The organism is Gallaecimonas sp. GXIMD4217 (assembly GCF_038087665.1).
In the GTDB taxonomy this organism is placed as follows: Bacteria; Pseudomonadota; Gammaproteobacteria; order Enterobacterales; family Gallaecimonadaceae; genus Gallaecimonas.
In genome coordinates this window covers 3,129,222-3,146,474 of sequence record NZ_CP149925.1, presented here as the reverse complement: position 1 = coordinate 3,146,474, position 17,253 = coordinate 3,129,222, and the positions used below count along the sequence as shown (strand labels likewise).

General features: G+C 67.0%; 14 protein-coding genes. 6 read left to right on the top strand and 8 right to left on the bottom strand.

All coding sequences use genetic code 11. The features are described 5' to 3' along the window. Positions 1-33: 33 nt before the first annotated feature. Together WDB71_RS15260 and WDB71_RS15255 are read right to left on the bottom strand one after the other, a co-directional pair. A complete protein-coding gene (locus WDB71_RS15260; protein ID WP_341502458.1) occupies positions 34-318 on the bottom strand; it encodes a DUF3630 family protein in 285 nt (94 codons plus the stop codon). A gap of 61 nt (positions 319-379) precedes the next feature. Then, positions 380-1,819, bottom strand: a complete 1,440-nt coding sequence (locus WDB71_RS15255; RefSeq protein WP_341502457.1) for a YdiU family protein — start codon at positions 1,817-1,819, stop codon at positions 380-382. A gap of 149 nt (positions 1,820-1,968) precedes the next feature. On the opposite strand from WDB71_RS15255, the gene WDB71_RS15250 reads away from it, so the two are divergent. Next, positions 1,969-2,280: a c-type cytochrome gene (locus WDB71_RS15250; RefSeq protein WP_341502456.1), complete on the top strand. Its 312-nt coding sequence runs from the start codon at positions 1,969-1,971 to the stop codon at positions 2,278-2,280. Between the two features lie 229 nt (positions 2,281-2,509). Beyond that, the gene (locus tag WDB71_RS15245) at positions 2,510-4,129 is read left to right on the top strand and encodes a peptide-N4-asparagine amidase (protein ID WP_341502455.1); all 1,620 of its coding nucleotides are present in this window, start codon (positions 2,510-2,512) and stop codon (positions 4,127-4,129) included. A 140-nt stretch (positions 4,130-4,269) separates the two neighbouring features. Here WDB71_RS15245 and recQ read toward each other — a convergent pair whose 3' ends face one another. Beyond that, positions 4,270-6,099 (bottom strand): DNA helicase RecQ, encoded by a 1,830-nt coding sequence (recQ, locus tag WDB71_RS15240; RefSeq protein ID WP_341502454.1) that lies wholly within the window; start codon positions 6,097-6,099, stop codon positions 4,270-4,272. Between the two features lie 138 nt (positions 6,100-6,237). Here recQ and WDB71_RS15235 point away from each other — a divergent pair, with 138 nt between their 5' ends. The 4 genes from WDB71_RS15235 to WDB71_RS15220 all read left to right on the top strand — a co-directional run bounded on the left by WDB71_RS15235 (position 6,238) and on the right by WDB71_RS15220 (position 11,363). Further along, positions 6,238-6,705, top strand: coding sequence for a thioesterase family protein (locus WDB71_RS15235; protein ID WP_341504223.1), 468 nt, complete (start codon positions 6,238-6,240; stop codon positions 6,703-6,705). A gap of 39 nt (positions 6,706-6,744) precedes the next feature. Further along, a complete protein-coding gene (locus WDB71_RS15230; protein WP_341502453.1) occupies positions 6,745-9,231 on the top strand; it encodes an MMPL family transporter in 2,487 nt (828 codons plus the stop codon). Positions 9,232-9,327: 96 nt separating this feature from the next. Then, entirely contained in the window at positions 9,328-10,623 is a 1,296-nt protein-coding gene (locus WDB71_RS15225) for an amidohydrolase family protein (RefSeq protein WP_341502452.1), read from the top strand. Positions 10,624-10,637: 14 nt separating this feature from the next. Continuing rightward, positions 10,638-11,363 (top strand): sulfite exporter TauE/SafE family protein, encoded by a 726-nt coding sequence (locus WDB71_RS15220; protein WP_341502451.1) that lies wholly within the window; start codon positions 10,638-10,640, stop codon positions 11,361-11,363. Here WDB71_RS15220 and WDB71_RS15215 read toward each other — a convergent pair. From WDB71_RS15215 to WDB71_RS15195, 5 genes are read right to left on the bottom strand one after another with little or no spacing between them, the layout of a single operon-like run. After that, positions 11,280-12,656: an ATP-binding protein gene (locus WDB71_RS15215; protein WP_341502450.1), complete on the bottom strand. Its 1,377-nt coding sequence runs from the start codon at positions 12,654-12,656 to the stop codon at positions 11,280-11,282. The genes WDB71_RS15220 and WDB71_RS15215 overlap by 84 nt on opposite strands. After that, on the bottom strand, positions 12,653-13,987 hold the full coding sequence (locus WDB71_RS15210; protein WP_341502449.1) for a sigma-54 dependent transcriptional regulator: 1,335 nt from the start codon (positions 13,985-13,987) through the stop codon (positions 12,653-12,655). Before WDB71_RS15210 ends, WDB71_RS15215 begins: the two co-directional genes overlap by 4 nt. Positions 13,988-13,994: 7 nt before the next feature. Continuing rightward, a complete protein-coding gene (locus WDB71_RS15205) occupies positions 13,995-15,212 on the bottom strand; it encodes an FtsX-like permease family protein (protein ID WP_341502448.1) in 1,218 nt (405 codons plus the stop codon). A gap of 11 nt (positions 15,213-15,223) precedes the next feature. Next, positions 15,224-16,546, bottom strand: coding sequence for an ABC transporter permease (locus WDB71_RS15200; protein ID WP_341502447.1), 1,323 nt, complete (start codon positions 16,544-16,546; stop codon positions 15,224-15,226). Between the two features lie 10 nt (positions 16,547-16,556). Then, positions 16,557-17,246, bottom strand: coding sequence for an ABC transporter ATP-binding protein (locus WDB71_RS15195; protein WP_341502446.1), 690 nt, complete (start codon positions 17,244-17,246; stop codon positions 16,557-16,559). Between the last annotated feature and the right edge of the window lie 7 nt (positions 17,247-17,253).

The following is a 17,253-nucleotide window of genomic DNA, read 5'->3' as shown; positions in this document are numbered from 1 at the left end:
TTAATCCGGCTTTAGCTAACTTTTTGGGGCAGATCAGGGCAGCGGCTGGCGCTGCAGCCAGCCATACAGGAAGGTGAGCACCTCCAGGCCCTCGTCATCGTCTGCGGCCAGCCAGGTGCTGTCGCCCAGGCCCTCGAACTCCAGGCGCAGCTCTGTGCCTTCGAAGCTGACCTGCCACTGGTGGCGGTCGGCGCCGCTGTCCTTGCCGTGCACCTGCAACTCCAGGCGGGCCAGCCAGGGCTGGATGTCCTGTTCGAAGCTGTCCCAGTCGCTGTCCAGATCCAGCAGCAGGGTGCGGGCGTCTTTATCGAGTTTCATGGTGGTGTCCTGATGGCCGTTTCTGCGGGGCGATCATAAAGGAATGCCTGGGCAATGGCTCCTAGCTGGAGCAGGAGATCTCCAGGTGCTTGCCCCAGTCCGGGGGTGTCCTGGCGTAGGCTTCCCTGCCGGGCTGGTCTTCGAAGGGGCGCTGCAGCACCTGGTAGAGCTCGTGCAAGGGTGCGAAGTCGCCCTGTTCGGCCGCTTCGATGGCCTGCTGGGCCAGGTAGTTGCGCAGCACGTAGCTGGGGTTGACGGCCTTCATGGCCAGCTGGCGCTGGTCGTCGTCGCTGTCTTCCACCCTGAGCCGCTCCCGGTAGTGCTGGGCCCAGTCGTCGAAGGCCTCCCGGTCGATAAAGTGATCCCGCACCGGGCTGGGATCGGTGTCCAGGCGGAACTGGCACAGGGCCCGGAAGGTGGCGTGGTAGTCGCGCTTTTCCCTGGCCATCAGCCCCAGCAGCTCGGTGAGCAGCAGGCCGTCTATCTCCCGGTGGCTGGCCAGGCCCAGCTTCCGGCGCATCAGGTTGATGTAGGTGGTTTCCACATGGCCCTGGTAGCCCTTGAGGGCGTCGACCAGATCGTCCGAGTCCACCAGCGGGCTGAAGGCCATGGCCAGGCAGTTCAGGTTCCACAGGCCGATGCTGGGCTGCTGGTCGAAGGCATAGCGGCCCTGGTGATCCGAGTGGTTGCAGACGAAGCCGGGCTCGTAGTCGTCCAGGAAGCCGTAGGGGCCGTAGTCGAAGGTGTCGCCCAGCATGCTCATGTTGTCGGTGTTCATCACCCCGTGGGCGAAGCCCTGGGCCTGCCACTGGGCGATCAGGCTGGCGGTCACCGTCACCGTGTGCTGGAACAGCGCCTTGTAGGGATTGCCGAACTCGCGCAGGTGCGGCAGCTGGGTATCGATAAGGAAATCCGCCAGGGCCTTGAGTTCCCCGGCCAGGCCCTTGTGGAAACAGTGCTCGAAATGGCCGAAGCGGATATGGGTACGGGCGGCCCGGGTCAGCATGGCGCCCCTTTCCACGGTTTCCCGCTGCACCGCCACCTCGCCGGCCACCACCGCCAGGGCGCGGGTGCTGGGGATGCCCAGGTGGTGGAGGGCCTCAGAGGCCAGGAACTCGCGGATGCAGGAGCGCAGCACGGCGCGGCCGTCGCCGCCGCGGGCGTAGGCGGTGGGGCCGGCGCCCTTGAGGTGCAAATCCCAGCGCTGTTGGTCCACATCGAGCAGTTCCCCCAGCAGCAGGCCGCGGCCGTCGCCCAGGAAGGGGTTGTAGACCCCGAACTGGTGGCCGGCGTACTTCTGGGCAATGGGCTCGGCGCCGGGCATGGCACTCTTGCCGCTCAGCCAGTTCACAAAACGCGGGTCGCTGCTGTCCAGGCCCAGCTGGGCGGCCAGCTCGGTATTGGCGATCACCAGCTCGGGACGCTCGAAGCCCTGGGGCTCGTGTTCGCTGTAGAGCCCGGGGAAAAGGCGTGCGTACTGGTTATCGAAACGGTGCTGCATGATGTGGGTCAATTCCTGAACGGCCAACCTTGGTTATCTTCTGACAGCATACGCAAAGCCTCATTGCATAAACACCGCCCCGGTCCATGACTTTTTCTGCTAAACATGATGGGGAAGTGAGCCAAGTCGTTGAAATTAAGGAGACTATAATGAAAGTGCGCATGATCCTGGCCGGCGTCGCCCTGGCCCTGACCGCCCAGGCCCAGGCCGGCGGTGACGTGGAGGCCGGCAAGGCCAAGGCCGCTACCTGTGCCGCCTGCCACGGTGGCAACGGCATCGCCGCCATTCCCCTGTACCCCAACCTGGCCGGCCAGAAGGCCCCCTACCTGGTGAAGCAGCTCAAGGCCTTCCGTGACGGCACCAGGGCAGACCCCGTGATGGGTCCCATGACCAAGCCCCTGTCCGATGAGGACATCGCCAACCTGTCCGCCTACTTCGCCAGCCTGCCGGCCGGTGGCTGATCGGCCCTTGAGTGCCATGAAAAAGGGCGCCGACCGGCGCCTTTTTTGATGCCACAGGGATTATCAGTGATGGCTAATGGTTTGATTGTATTGGCATAACCTGGCTTCCTGCCCCAAGCTGTGCGCAATGTCCGCCCCGGGGCCGACGCGTTGTGTTGTCCGTCAGCAGTTCTCCCTGGTACCGCCCTTGGGCGGTCATTACCTTTTTCCAAGGAAGCAAGGAGAACCCATGAAGCCCCAATATCCCCTGCTGTTGTTGAGCCTGTGCGCCCTGCCGGCCCTGGCCGCCGATGAGTTCGGCAGCGACTGGGACGATCCCAGGACGGCCGACGCCGCCATAGAGCGGCCGGACACCCCCAGCTGTACCCTGGAGATCGTCAACCACGGCTTTGCCAACTTCGAACCCTACCGGAACCAGTACATCCCGCCCCAGGACTGCCCCGGTCCCTGGACCAAGGTGGTGCTGGATCTGCACGGCGACGTGGCCGGTGTCCAGTACGACCGCCTGGGCCACCTGGAGATCGGTGGCGTCACTGTGCTGACCACCAGTACCCCCGAGCCGTCCCGGGAGGGCATCCAGTGGCATGTGGAAAAGGACATCAGCGCCTACGCGCCGCTGCTGAGCGAGCCGCAGCCGGTGATCATGTACCTGGGCAACCTGGTCAACGACACCTATACCGGGGTGCTCAATATCCGCACCACCCTGACCTTCTACCAGGCCGACAAGGAACATAAGGCCCTGGAAACGGCGGACCGCATCCTCAGGCCGACCGGGCTGCACCGGGACGGCGCCGATCTGGTGGGCAGCATCAGCCTGCCCCGCAACACCAGGCGGCTGGAGGCCGAGGTCTACGCCACCGGCTCCGGCGGCGGCTGCGAGGAATTCTGGTACTTCACGGCCCCGGCCGAGGCGGGCTATTCCTGCGGCGCTGACGATGGTCCCTACCGGGAGGTGCAGGTGTGGCTGGACGGCCGCCTGGCCGGCATGGCCCTGCCGTATCCCCACATCTACACCGGGGGCTGGGCCAATCCCTTCCTCTGGTACGTGCTGCCGGCGCCCAGGGCCTTCAACATCAAGCCGCTGCGCTACGATCTGACCCCCTTTGCCGGCCTGCTCAACGACGGCCAGGCCCACGAGCTGCGGTTGCGGGTGCTGGGGGTATCCGAGGGCCAGAGCGGCTGGGCACTGCGCCCCAGCCTGTTCCTGTGGCAGGACCACGAGCTGGAGGCGGTCCAGGGCGGGCTGCTGGCCTACCAGGCGGGCGAGCTGGTCAATGACAGCCAATTCCAGCCCCAGGACGACGGCACCTTCCTGCTGGCCACCAGGGGCAGCCACGCGCTGGACGTGACCGGTTACCTGGACACCTCCAAGGGCCGTGTCACCACCAGGGTGGAACGCCGCCTCAGCCACCACAACGACCACGGCTGGGACCAGGGCGAATGGCATGACGGCATCGACGCCTGGTGGCGGGATGAGGCCAGGGTGACCACCAGCTGGCGCGATCATTTCCCTGTGGTGCGCGAGCGGAGCAGCCATTTCGGCGTCGACGGCCTGCTCAGCGTCGAACCGGTGGACGGTCACTACCGGATCACCACCGACATGCGCCTGTTCGACCACGGCGACAACAGCGACAGCAAGGGGCCCAGGACCATAGCCTGGTCCAGGCTGCGGGCCGGCTTCGAGGGCTCGGCGTCCTGGAGCTGGGGCGTGCCCAGGGCCGAGCGCAACGCCACCGGCTGGTCGGTGCACGAGGTCAGCGAGCAGGGCAGCAAGAAGCGCTGTTACCGGCGGCGCATCGCCACCGAAAACGGCTTTATCACCGGGGACGACTCGGGCTGCAGCAAGTGAGCGAAAGGGCGCCAATAGGCGCCCTTTTTTGTGGCGGTCTCAGCCGCCTTGGCTGAGCTAGTTGCCGATCAGCGCCAGGAAAGGCTCGCCATATCTTGCCAGCCTGGTCTGGCCGACGCTGCCCGAAAAGCGGGGCCAGCCTAGCTGGCCTGGTTCAGGTAGTTGCCGATCAACTCCAGGAAAGGCTCGCCGTATCTTGCCAGCTTGGTCTGGCCAACACCGGAAATGGCCAGCAGCTCGCTTTCGGTGGTGGGCATATGGGTGGCCATCTCCGCCAGGGTGGCGTCGTTGAACACCACGTAGGGCGGCACCCCCAGTTCGTCGGCCAGTTGCTTCCTGAGCTTCTTGAGGCGGGCGAACAGCACCTTGTCCGCCGGCGAGGCGGTGCTTTGGCGGGAGGATTTCCTGAGGCTGGAGGAGACCCTGGGCACCGCCAGCGTCAGGGGCTTGTCACCCCTGAGCACGGGCCGGGCCGCCTCGGTGAGGGTCAGGGCGCTGTGGCGGGTGATGTCCTGCATCACCAGGCCGTGGTGGATCAGCTGGCGGATGACGCTGACCCAGTATTCGTGGCTGTGGTCCTTGCCCAGGCCCCAGGTGCTGAGCTGGTCGTGGCCCAGCTCCTTGAGGCGGGCGTTCTGGCTGCCCCTGAGCACCTCCACCACGTGGCCGACACCGAAGCGCTGGCCGGTGCGGTAGATGGTGGACATGGCCTTCTGGGCCGGCTCGGTGCCGTCGAAGCTCTGGGGCGGATCCAGGCAGATGTCGCAGTTGCCGCAGCGGTTGCCGGAATATTCCCCGAAATAGTTGAGCAGCACCTGGCGGCGGCAGGTGAGGCCCTCGGCGAAGCCGGCGATGGCGTGCAGCTTGGACAGCTCCACCCGCTGCTGGTCCTCGTTCTCGCTCAGCTCGATCAGGCTGCGGACCCGGCCCACGTCGCCGGGCTCGAACAGCATCCAGGCCTCGGCGGGCAGGCCGTCCCGGCCGGCGCGGCCGGTCTCCTGGTAGTAGGACTCGATGTTCTTGGGCAGGTCGAAGTGCACCACGAAGCGCACGTCCGGCTTGTTGATGCCCATGCCGAAGGCGACGGTGGCGACCACTATGTCGACCTCGTCGCGCTGGAAGCTCTCCTGGACGAACTGCCGTTCCTGGTTGCTCATGCCGGCGTGGTAGGCGGCGGCGTTGAAACCCTGGCCGCGCAGCTTGTGGGCGATGTCGTCCACCCTCTTGCGGGAGCCGGCGTAGATGATGCCGCTGTTGCCCTTCTGGCCCTGCAGGTACTGCACCAGCTGGCTGATGGGCTTGAACTTCTCCGCCACCAGGTAACGGATGTTGGGCCTGTCGAAGCTGGCCAGGTGCTCGAAGGGGGTGCCCAGGTTGAGCCGCTGCAGTATGTCGTGGCGGGTGGCCTTGTCGGCGGTGGCGGTCAGTGCCATCAGCGGCACGTAGGGGAAGCGGGCCTTGAGCTCGCCAAGGGCCAGGTATTCGGGGCGGAAGTCGTGGCCCCAGGCGGAGATGCAGTGGGCCTCGTCTATGGCGATCAGGCTGAGCTTGAGCTCCTCCATGCGGGCCAGGAAGTCCGGCTGCAACAGCCGCTCCGGCGCCACGTAGAGCAGATCCAGTTCGCCCCGGTGCAGGGCGTTGTAGGTGGCGATCACCTGTTCGCGGTCCATGGCCGAGTTCAGGCAGGAAGCCCGCACGCCGTTGGCCAGCAGCTGGTCGACCTGGTCCTTCATCAGGGAGATCAGCGGCGACACCACTATGGCGGTGCCGTCCCGGCACAGGGCCGGCACCTGGTAGCACAGCGACTTGCCGCCGCCGGTGGGCATGATCACCAGGGCGTCCTGGCCGGCCAGCACCGCCCGGATGATGTCCTCCTGGCCGGGCCTGAAGCTGTCGTAGCCGAACACCGACGCCAGCACCTGCTGGGGGCTGTTGTCGGGGGACTGGATGGCGGCCTGGGAGTCGGGCATATACTGGGATCCGGCACAAAGGGGCCGTCATTGTAATCAAAGGAGGGAGCCTTGTCTTTCTGGTGGGCCGTTGCCAAACGCCTGCTGGTGATTAAACTGGCTAGAATAAAAACTCTAGGCTGGAAGGAAGTCACCACCATGCACACACCACTGAGCCAGGCGGAGATCCTGGACTTTATCGGCCAGCTGTTCACCGAGCAGATGCCCTTCAACAGGCTGCTGGGCCTCAAGGTAAGCCGCTACGACGCCGAGCAGGTGGAGGTGCGCTTCGCCATGAATGAGCAGCTGATCGGCAATCCCATCCACAAGATCCTCCACGGCGGCGTCACCGCCTCGGTGCTGGACGTGGTGGGCGGCCTGGCCGCCATCGCGTCCGTTTCCGACAAGTTCGACGGCGAGACCGTGGCCAGCCTGGCCGCCAAGTTCGGCAAGATGGGTACCATCGACATGAGGGTGGATTACCTGCGCCCGGGCCGGGGCCTGGAGTTCATCGCCACCGCCACGGTGATCCGCGCCGGCAACAAGGTGGCGGTGACCCGCATGGAGCTGCACAACGAGCAGGGCGACCACATCGCCTTTGGCACCGGCACCTATATGGTGGGCTGAGGGGCTATCTTTTAGGGAGTTCCCCCCGCCCGAGTGCCCATGGAACTCCACGATTACGACAGATCCGTGCTTGGCCATGCCCGCTGGGTGCTGGTGATCATCGCGCTCATCACCGCCGGGTTCGGCTGGCAGGCCCAGTTCTTCCGCCTGGACGCCTCCGCCGAGACCCTGGTGCTGGAAGACGACGATGACCTGCGCTTCTTCCGCCAGGTGAAGCGGCGCTACGGCAACGACAACTTCCTGGTGCTGACCTACAGCACCGACCGGGATCTGTTCTCCGCGCCTGTGCTGGCCCAGCTGGGCCAGATCCGCGATGCCGTGCTGGCCCTGGACGGTGTCGAGAAGCTGGCCAGCATCCTCGACGTGCCGTTGCTGAGCAGCCCGCCGCTGCCGCTGTCGGAGCTGCGCCGGTCGGTGCCGGATCTGCGCGACCCCCGCACCGAGCTGGCCCTGGCCAGGCAGGAGCTGCTGGCCAGCCCCTTCTACGGCGAGCTGTTGATCAGCCGCGATGCCGCCACCACCGCCATGCTGATCTACCTGCGCCAGGACTCGGACTTCCTGGCGTTGCAGCAGCGCCGCGAGCAGCTGCGCGACCAGCGTGACCAGGGCGGCCTGACGGCGGCCGAATTGGCCGAGCTGGCGAAGGTGGAGGCGGCCTACCTCAAGGCCCTGGCCGGGCAGCTGGCCGGCGAGGCCGGCACCATAGCCCAGGTACGGGCGCTGATGGCCAGTCAGAAGGGCGCCGAGCTGCACCTGGGCGGGGTGCCGATGATCGCCGCCGATTCCATGGCCTTCATCCGCCACGACCTCACCACCTTCGGGGTGGCGGTGCTGCTGTTCCTGGTGGTGATCCTGGCCGTCGCCTTCCACCTGCCGCGCTGGGTGCTGCTGCCGCTGCTGACCTGCGCTGCCACCGCCGTGATCATGCTGGGGCTGCTGGGGCTGCTGGACTGGCCGGTGACGGTGGTGTCCTCCAACTTCATCTCGCTGATGCTGATCCTGACCTTGTCCCTGGCCATCCACCTCATCGTCCGCTACCAGGAGCTGCAGGCCCTGTATCCCAATGCCCACCAGCACAGCCTGGTGCTGACCACGGTGCGCAAGAAGCTGGTGCCCTGCCTGTACACGGCCCTGACCACCATGGTGGCCTTCGGCTCGCTGCTGGTGAGCGGTATTCGCCCGGTCATCGACTTCGGCTGGATGATGACCATAGGCACCGCCGTCTCCTTCCTGCTGGCCTTCAGCCTGTTCCCGGCGGCGCTGATGCTGCTCAGGCCCGGGCCTGTGCAGAGCCGGCGCAACCTGACCGGCCGCCTCACCCGCGCCCTGGGCAAGGGCGTGCAGCGGCACCAGGGCGCTGTCTTCGTCGCCTATGGCCTGCTGGCGGTGCTGAGCGTCTGGGGCCTGAGCCGGCTGGCGGTGGAGAACCGCTTCATCGATTACTTCCAGGAGGACACCGAGATCTACCAGGGCATGGTGCTCATCGACCGGGAGCTGGGCGGCACGACGCCCCTGGAGCTGATCGTAGAGGCACCGCCCGAGCCGGCGCCTTCGGCGCCCCTGGAGCCGGATCCGCTGCTGGAGGAGCTGGGGATAGATCCGGATGAGCTGGCCGGCGAGGACGAGGATGCCGGCTTCACCGCCCGCAGCCACTGGTTCAACGTCCAGGGCCTGGCAAAGGTCAGGGCCATACACCACTACCTGGAATCCCTGCCGGAGACCGGCCAGGTGCTGTCCCTGGCCAGCAGCGCCGAGGTGCTCAGGGAAATCGATCCCGGCGCCATGGGCGACAACTTCCTGCTGTCGGTGCTCTACCAGGGGTTGCCGGACGGGGTCAAGGAGCTGCTGATCGCCCCCTTCCTGTCCGGGGACGGCGACCAGCTGCGCATCACCCTGAGGGTGTTCGAGACCGATCCCGGGCTGCGCCGGGCCGAGCTGCTGGCCCGCATCGAACGGGATCTGGTCGCCGAACTGGGGCTGGCGCCAGAACAGTTCCGGCTCACCGGCATGCTGGTGCTCTACAACAACATGCTGCAGAGCCTGTTCCGCTCCCAGATCCTCAGCATCGCCGTGGTGTTCCTGGCCATCAGCGCCATGTTCTGGCTGCTGTTTCGCCGCCTGAGCCTGGCGCTGATCGCCCTGGTGCCGAACCTGATCGCCGCCGCCGCCGTGCTGGGGCTGATGGGCTGGCTGGCCATCCCCCTGGACATGATGACCATCACCATAGCCGCCATCTGCGTCGGCATAGGGGTGGATAATTCCATCCACTACGTGCACCGCTACCTGGAGGAGCTCAAGGGCGGCGACGGCTGGCAGGCCCTGCACCGCAGCCATGCCAGCATAGGCCGGGCCATGTACTACACGTCGGTCACCATCACCCTGGGCTTCGCCATACTGGTGCTGTCCAACTTCATCCCCAGCCTCTATTTCGGCCTCTTCACCGGCCTGGCCATGATGATGGCGCTGCTGGCCAACCTGACCCTGCTGCCGCTGCTGCTGGCCCGCTGCTATGCCGGCGCCCACTGACACCGGTCGGCAAATCGGGCGCCTTCACCGCAAAAGCCTGGCCGGCAGGTTAACGGCCTGTTAATGCTGGGGCGGTTTCATTGCAAGGAGACGCCCATGCGACTGTCCCTGAGTGCCCTGGCCCTGCTGATGGCCGCCAGCGGCCAGGCGGCCACCCTGATCCATGCCGGTACCCTCATCGACGGGGTCTCGGACAAGGCCCTGCGGGAAAGGACCCTGGTGATCGAGGGCGACCGTATCAAGGCCATCCACAAGGGCTACCGTGCGCCGGCCGAGGGGGATCGCCTTATCGATCTCAGGGGCGCCACCCTGCTGCCCGGCCTGATGGACATGCACACCCACCTGACCTACCAGTTCAGCCCCGCCGCCTATTCGGAGGGCTTTCGCATGAACCCGGCCGACTACGCCTTCCGGGCCATGGGCCACGCCGAGAAGACCCTGAAGGCCGGCTTCACCACGGTGCGGGATCTGGGGGATGCCCACAATGTCTCCATTGCCCTGAGAAAGGCCATTTCTGCCGGCCAGGTGCCGGGGCCGCGGATCCACAGCGCCGGCAAGTCCATCGGCACCACGGGTGGCCATGCCGATCCCAGCAATGGCTGGGCCGCCCACCTGATGGGCGATCCCGGTCCCAGGCAGGGCGTGGTCAACGGCCCCGTCGACGCCCGCAAGGCGGTGCGCCAGCGTTACAAGGACGGTGCCGACGTCATCAAGATCACCGCCACCGGCGGGGTGCTGTCGGTGGCCAAGTCCGGCCAGAACCCCCAGTTCATGGGCGACGAGCTGGAGGCCATAGTGGCCACGGCCAGGGATTACGGCTTCAAGGTGGCGGTGCACGCCCACGGCAAGGAGGGCATGGAAAGGGCCATCCGCGCCGGGGTGGACTCCATAGAGCACGGCACCTACATGGACCAGGCCGTCATCCGGCTGATGAACCAGTACGGCACCTGGTACGTGCCCACCATCAGCGCCGGCAAGACGGTGGCCAGGAACGCGCAAGTCCCAGGCCTGTACCCGGAAATCGTCCGGCCCAAGGCGGCCAGGATAGGGCCGCTGATCCAGGAAACCTTCAGCCGCGCCCACCAGGGCGGGGTGAAGATCGCCTTCGGCACCGATGCCGGCGTCTTCCCCCACGGGGAAAATGCCCAGGAGTTCCGCTACCTGGTGGAAGGCGGCATGAGCCCCATGGCCGCCATCCAGAGCGCCACCATCAACGGCGCCCGGCTGCTGGGGGTCGAAAAGGAGCTGGGCAGCCTGGAAGTGGGCAAGCTGGCGGACATGGTGGCCGTGCCGGGCAATCCCCTGGAGGACATCGGCCTGATGGAAAAGGTCAGCCTGGTGATCAAGGACGGGCAGCTCGTTTGTGGCCTGGAGACGGCCTGTAGCGACTGAGCTAGGCTGGGAAGATGATCCCGGCCGAACTCAATGAGGCCCTGTTCTGGGCCCTGGTGGTCCTGTCCGCCCTGACCTCCTTCGTCACCGCCGCCTTCGGCGCCGGTGGTGGTGCCCTGCTACTGGCGGTGCTGGCCTTGGTGTTGCCGAGCGCGGCCATCATCCCGGTACACGGCCTGGTACAGCTGGGCTCCAACCTGGGCCGCTTCTCCCTTTCGCTCCGCCATGTGCACTGGCCGACCCTGGCCTGGTTCGGCCCCTTCTCGCTGCTGGGCAGCCTGCTGGCCGCCGGGGTGCTGGTGCAGCTGCCGCTGGACTGGCTGCGCCTGGCCATCGCCGGCTTCCTGCTCTACCTGTGCTGGGGGCCACCGCTGCCCTGGCGGGTGCTGGGCCGGGCCGGCATTGCCCTGGCGGCGCTGGTGACCGGCTTCCTCAGTCCCTTCCTGGGCGCCTCAGGTCCCCTGGTGGCGGCCTTCCTCAAGGCCGGTGGCCGTGACCGGCTCGGCACAGTGGCCACCTTTGCCGGCGCCATGTGCGTGCAGCACGGCCCCAAGGCGCTGATCTTCGCGTTGGCGGGGTTCGTTTTCTCGGCCTGGCTGCCGCTGGTGCTGCTGATGATAGCCAGCGGCCTGGTGGGCACCTGGCTGGGACTGCGGCTACTGGCGCGGCTCGGCGAGCGGCACTTTACCCTGGCCTTCAACCTGGTGCTGACCCTGCTCGCCCTGCGGCTGCTGTGGTAGCCAGAGGCTGACCTCGATGCCGCCGCCGTCGCGGTTCTGCAGGCGTACCCGGCCGTCGTGGGCCTCGATGATTTCCCGGCACAGGGCCAGGCCCAGGCCGGTGCCGCCGCTCTTGGTGGAATAAAAGGGCAGCAGCGCCTGGGTCAGCACCGCCTCGTTCATGCCCGGCCCCCTGTCCTTGAGCTGGAGCCGCTGCCAGCGGCCCTGCTGATGCACCGAAAGCGTTATGGCCTCGGCCGGGGAGCCGGCCTCCACGGCGTTCTTGTGCAGGTTGAGCAGCACCTGGCTGAGCTGGGTGGGATCGAACCAGCCCGGCTGGGCGGGCAGCTCGCCTTCGAGCCGGAACGGGGCCAGGGGCTGCAGCTGGGCCAGGAAGGCATCCCAGGGCTGGGCGCTCCTGTTGGGCTGGGGCAGCTTGGCGAAGCGGGCATAGCCCTGCAGGAACTGGGTCAGGTGGGCGGCCCGCTCGGCGACGGTATCGAGGATGCTTGCCAGCAGCTCCCGGTCCGGTGGCTGTTGCTCCAGCACCAGCTTGCCGCTGTGGGCCATGGAGGAGATGGGCGCCAGGGAGTTGTTGAGCTCGTGGCTGATCACCCGGATCACCTTCTTCCAGGTGGCCACCTCGGCCCGGCTCAGCTCCTTGGTGAGCTGCTTGAAGATATAGAGGCGGTGGCGGGCGCCGTTGAGGGTGAAGCGGCTCTGGCTGAGGTGCCAGATCTCGCTGTCGTCGTCCTGGTGCAGGCTGAACAGGCCGTCCCTTTGCTGGGCCATGGCCTCCAGTACCGCCGCCGGTGCCAGTTCGGCCAGCTCGTCCAGGGACAGGCCGTTGACGGCCTTGCCGCCGGCCAGCAGCTGGCGGGCCACCGGATTGGCGTAAAGGGCCCGTTCCCGCTGGTCCACCAGCAGCAGCGCCAGGGGCGAGCTCTGCAGCACGGTATCCAGCATCAGCTCGCGCTGGTAGATGTGCTGGCGCTCCTGGCGCAGCTTGTCGGCGGCCAGGTTGAAGGTCGATGCCAGAGCGGCCAGCTCGTCTTGGCCCTGCACCGGCAGCGACACCGAGAAGTCGTTGTCCTGGAGGTTCAAGAGCCCGGTCTGCAGGGCCCCGAGCCGGGCGTTGAGGGGGGCCGTGACCAGCCTGAGCAGTGCCAGGCCAAGCGGCAGGGACGCAAAAAGGCCGCCGGTCCAGGCCAGGAGCGGCGGCAAGTCCAGAGTGAAGAACAGTGTCATGGCGGCGCTGGCCAGGGCCAGGGCCAGGGCCAGTACGGCGGCGAGCTTGGCTTCCAAGCTGATCACGGGGCTATGCCGTACTTGTCCAGGCGCCGGTACAGGGCCTGGCGGCTCAGCCCCAGGCTGCGGGCGGCCTCGGCCACCGAGCTGGTCTCGGCCAGGGCCAGGCGGATCTGCTGCTCGTCCGGCTCGAAGCGGGGCCTGGGCTTCTTCTGGGCCGGCGGCGGCAGGCCCAGGTCGTCCACCCCTATGGTGTCGCCGTGGCAGAGCAGGGCGGCCCGCTTGAGGGTGTTTTCCAGTTCCCGCACGTTGCCCGGCCAGCCGTGGCCCTCCAGGGCCCGACAGGCCTCCAGGCTGAGGCCGTGGCCACCGCCCAGGAAGTGGCGGGCCAGGGGCAGTATGTCCTCGGGCCTGTCCCTGAGCGCCGGCAGCGGCAACTCGATGACGTTGAGGCGGTAGTAGAGATCCTCCCGGAACTCGCCCCTGGCCATGGCGGCGGCCAGGTCGGCATTGGTGGCGCTGACCAGGCGGACGCTGACCTGGCGGGTCTGGGTGGAGCCGAGCCGCTCGAACTGGCCGGTCTGCAGTGCCCGCAGCAGCTTCATCTGGCCGCTGGGCGGCAGGTTGCCTATCTCGTCCAGGAACAGGGTGCCGCCGTCGGCGGCCTCGAAGCGGCCGGCCCTGGCCTTATTGAGTCCGGTGTAGGCGCCGGCCTCGGCGCCGAACAGCTCCGCCTCCATCAGCTCCATGGGCAGGGCGCCGGCATTGACGCGCACGAAGGGCCCCTGCTTGACGGCCGAATTGGCCTGGATGATCTCGGCGATCTTCTCCTTGCCGGCGCCGTTGGGGCCGGTGATCAGCACCGGCACGTCGGCCCTGGCCACCTGCACCGCCATTTCCACCAGCTTCTGCATGGCGTCGGACTGGTAGACCAGGCCGCACAGATCGTACTGCCCGGCCAGGCGGGTGCGGGCGTCGGCCCGGGTCCTGGCCTGATCCTGCTGGCGCTGGCTGAGTTCGGCCAGCTCCAGCAGGTTCTTGACGGTGGCGATCAGCTTGTGGTCGTCCCAGGGCTTGGACAGGTAATCGGCGGCCCCGGCCTTGACCAGGGCCACCGCCATTTCCAGCTGGGTCCAGGCGGTCAGCAGGATCACCGGCAGGTCCGGGTGGCGGTCGCGGATGGCGAAGAAGAGCTGACGCCCCTCTTCGCCGCTGGTGGTGTCGGCGGTGAAGTTCATGTCCTGGATCACCAGGGCGATGTCCTGGTCTTCGTCCAGGGCGGCGAGGCCGGCCTGGGGGGTCAGGGCGGTGACCGCCGCCAGGCCGTGGACCTTGAGCAGCAGGGCCAGGGCCTGACCCACCGCCGGGTTGTCGTCTATGACCAGTACTTTTTCCATGTCGTCCTTACACGCTGCGGGTCGCCGTGGCCGGGGAGATCTGCGCCGCCTTCAAGGCCGGTGCCAGGGCCGACAGCTGGCCCAGCACCACCAGGGCGGCCAGGGAGCCCAGCAGGTAGGGCAACGGCAGCGGCGGCAGCTGGTAATGCTGCACCAGAAGGCCGTTCAATGCCAGGGCCAGGCCGGTGCCCACCACCATGGCGACGCCGCAAAGCAGGCCGTTTTCCACCAGGAAGTGGCGCACCACGGCGGCCTTGGTGGCGCCCAGGGCGCGGCGGGTGCCCACCTGCTTGCGGCGCTGGTTGACCCAGAACACGGTCAGGCCGGTGATGCCCAGGGCGGTGATCAGCGCCAGTATGGCGATGCACACCTTGAGCAGGGCCACCATGAGGATGTCCCTGGAGTAGACCCTATGGATGTATTCCTCGGTGGTGCGCATGCTGAGGATCACCCTGTTGGGGTCGATTTCCAGCAGCAGGTCGCGGACCTGCTCCATCAGCTCGGCCTTGCGGTCGGCCTGGACCCGGATCAGGTAGCGGGGGAGCAGGGTGTTGGTGCTGAAGGTGGGGGTGATCACCACGTTGCCGGCCCGGCTCCATTCCGGCCAGGCGCCGAGCATGGTTTCCACCACGCCGATGATCTCCATCTGGCCGTTGCCCCGGGTGATGGTCTTGCCGATGGGATCCTGGTCCGGGTACAGCTCATTGGCCAGGCGCTGGCTGATGATGGCCACAGGTGCATCCGCCTGGCCCATGCCGCCCCACACATAGAGGTCCGAGGGCTGGAAGTCCCGGCCCTTGGTGAGCTTCAGGCCCAAGGCCGACAGCACAGTGGTGCTGGCGTGGTAGATATTGGCACCGGTGTTCTGGGCGTCCGGGTCGTTCTCGGCTTCACCGATGCGAAAGCCCGATGAGGAGCCGCTGCCGGACATGGGGATCTGGTTGATCAGGGTGGCCTCGATCACGCCGGGCAGCTGGCGGAGCCGGTCCAGGTCGTAGGCGACCTTGCCCTTGTCCAGGGGCGCCTTGACCGAGGGGTAGGCCGTCAGCGAGAACAGCTCCTTGTCGGCCATGCCGGTGGGCCTGTTCATCATGGTCTCTCGCTCGTCGATGATGGTCAGGGCATTGCTGACGATGGCCAGGGTCAGGGCCATCTGGATGATCACCAGCAGGGCGCCGGCCTTGTTGCGCCACAGGGCGCGCAGTATGGGGCCTGTTTGCCACATGAGCTGTCTCCTTACTGGGTCTTGAGGTAGTGGGCGGGATTGGTGCGGCCGATACGCCAGGCCGGGTAGAGGCCGGCCAGCAGGCTGGCCAGTATGGCCAGGCCGACGGCGGCCAGCAGCATCAGCCAGTCCATCTGGGCTACCTTGTCCACCTGGCCCGGTATCAGCCGGTCCAGGCCGGTCAGGCCGAGCAGGGCCAGGCCGATGCCCAGGGCCCCACCCAACAGGCCGATACAGCCGCTCTCGATCAGGTGCTGGGCGAAGATGGCGCCGCGGCTGGCGCCCAGGGCCCGGCGCACCCCGGCCTCGGGGGCCTTGCGCAGGAACTTGGCCAGCAGCAGGGCCACGGTGTTGACCACGCACACCAGCAGGAAGGCCAGGCTGAGCAGGCTGAGCACCTTGGTGTCGTTGCTCACCACCCTGTTGATGGCCAGCCACTGCTCGGGCGTACTGAGGGCGTACTTGTGTTCGCGCTTGTTCTGGAACCTGTCCTGGGCCTGCTGCTGCTCGATGTAACCGGCCAGGAACTGCTGGTAGCGAGCCCTGGCCTCGGCGTCCGGCAGTTCCACCCAGTATTGCAGCCAGGTGGATTCGGAGTTGAGGAAGTCCTCGTAGCTGTTCTGTTCCTCTTCGCTCCAGCCGTTGGTATTGCCCCAGGTGCTGATCTCCAGGGCCCGGTGCAGGCCGAAGGGCATGAACAGCTCCTCGACGTCGTTGAGGGGGCCGTTGGTGACGTCGTAGACCTTGGGGGTCAGTTCCCAGTGGTCGATGACGCCAACCACGGTGAAGGCCTTGCCGTCCAGCATCAGGGTGCGGCCGACGCTATTGTCGCCGTTGAACAGGCGGTCGTTGAGGGCCCGGCCCAGCACCAGCTGGTAGACGGCCTCCATATCGGCGCTGGCGCTCCAGGGGCCGCCGTACAGGAAGGGCACGTCGAACATGCCGAAGAAGTCCCGGCCGGTGACCCTGGCGTCGGCCAGGTGGGCGGGCACCTCGCTGTCCGGAACCTGCACGGCGCCGCCGAAGCGGTGCATGGCGGCCTGGCGCAGCGGGATGTCGGAACGCAGCAGGGCGCTGGCGTCCTGGTAGGTGAGCAGGTCCGGCATGTGGGTGGTGGTGTTCATGGCCGGCTGGTCCGGATCCCAGGCGTCCAGCTGCACGGAGTAGAGCACCTCGTTCTTATGGGCCAGGGGGTTCTTGGACATCATGTACTGCAGGGTCAGGGTGGTCATGGCCACACCCACGCCCACGGCGATGGCCAGCACCATGAGGGCGGACATCATCGGGGTCTTGCGGATGGACAGCCAGGCCAGGCGGAAGTAATAGGCGAACATGGTCGGCTCCTCAGGCGGTCCTGGCGTCGTCGAAGGCGAAGTCGGCCACCTGGCCGTCGACGATCTGGATGTTGCGTTGGGCACGGCGGGCCAGGTCGGGGTCATGGGTGACCATGACGATGGTGGTGCCAGCCTCGTTGATGGTCTCCAGCAGCTCCATGACCTGGCGGGCCATCAGCGAGTCCAGGTTGCCGGTGGGCTCGTCCGCCAGCAGGAAGGCGGGCTCGCCGGCCAGGGCCCGGGCTATGGCCACCCGCTGCTGCTGGCCACCGCTGAGCTGGGAGGGCAGGTGGCCGTGGCGGGCGGCCAGGCCGACCCGCTCCAGGGCCTCTTCGATACGGCGCTTGCGCTCCTTTGTGCCCAGGCCGCGGTAGCGCAGCGGCACGTCGATGTTGTCGTACAGGCTGAGGTCGGGGATCAGGTTGAAGCCCTGGAAGATGAAGCCGATCTTCTCGTTGCGCAGCCGGGAGCGCTCGTTGTCGTTGAGGTTGGATACGTCCACCCCGTCCAGCAGGTACTTGCCGCCGTCGAAGCTTTCCAGCAGGCCGGCGGTGTTGAGGAAGGTGGTCTTGCCGGAGCCGGACGGGCCGGTAACGGCGACGAATTCCCCCTCGCGCACGGTCAGGCTGAAGTCGCGCAGGGCATGGGTCTCGATCATCTCGGTGCGGAACACCTTGCGGATATGGTCCATCTGTAACATGGGTAAG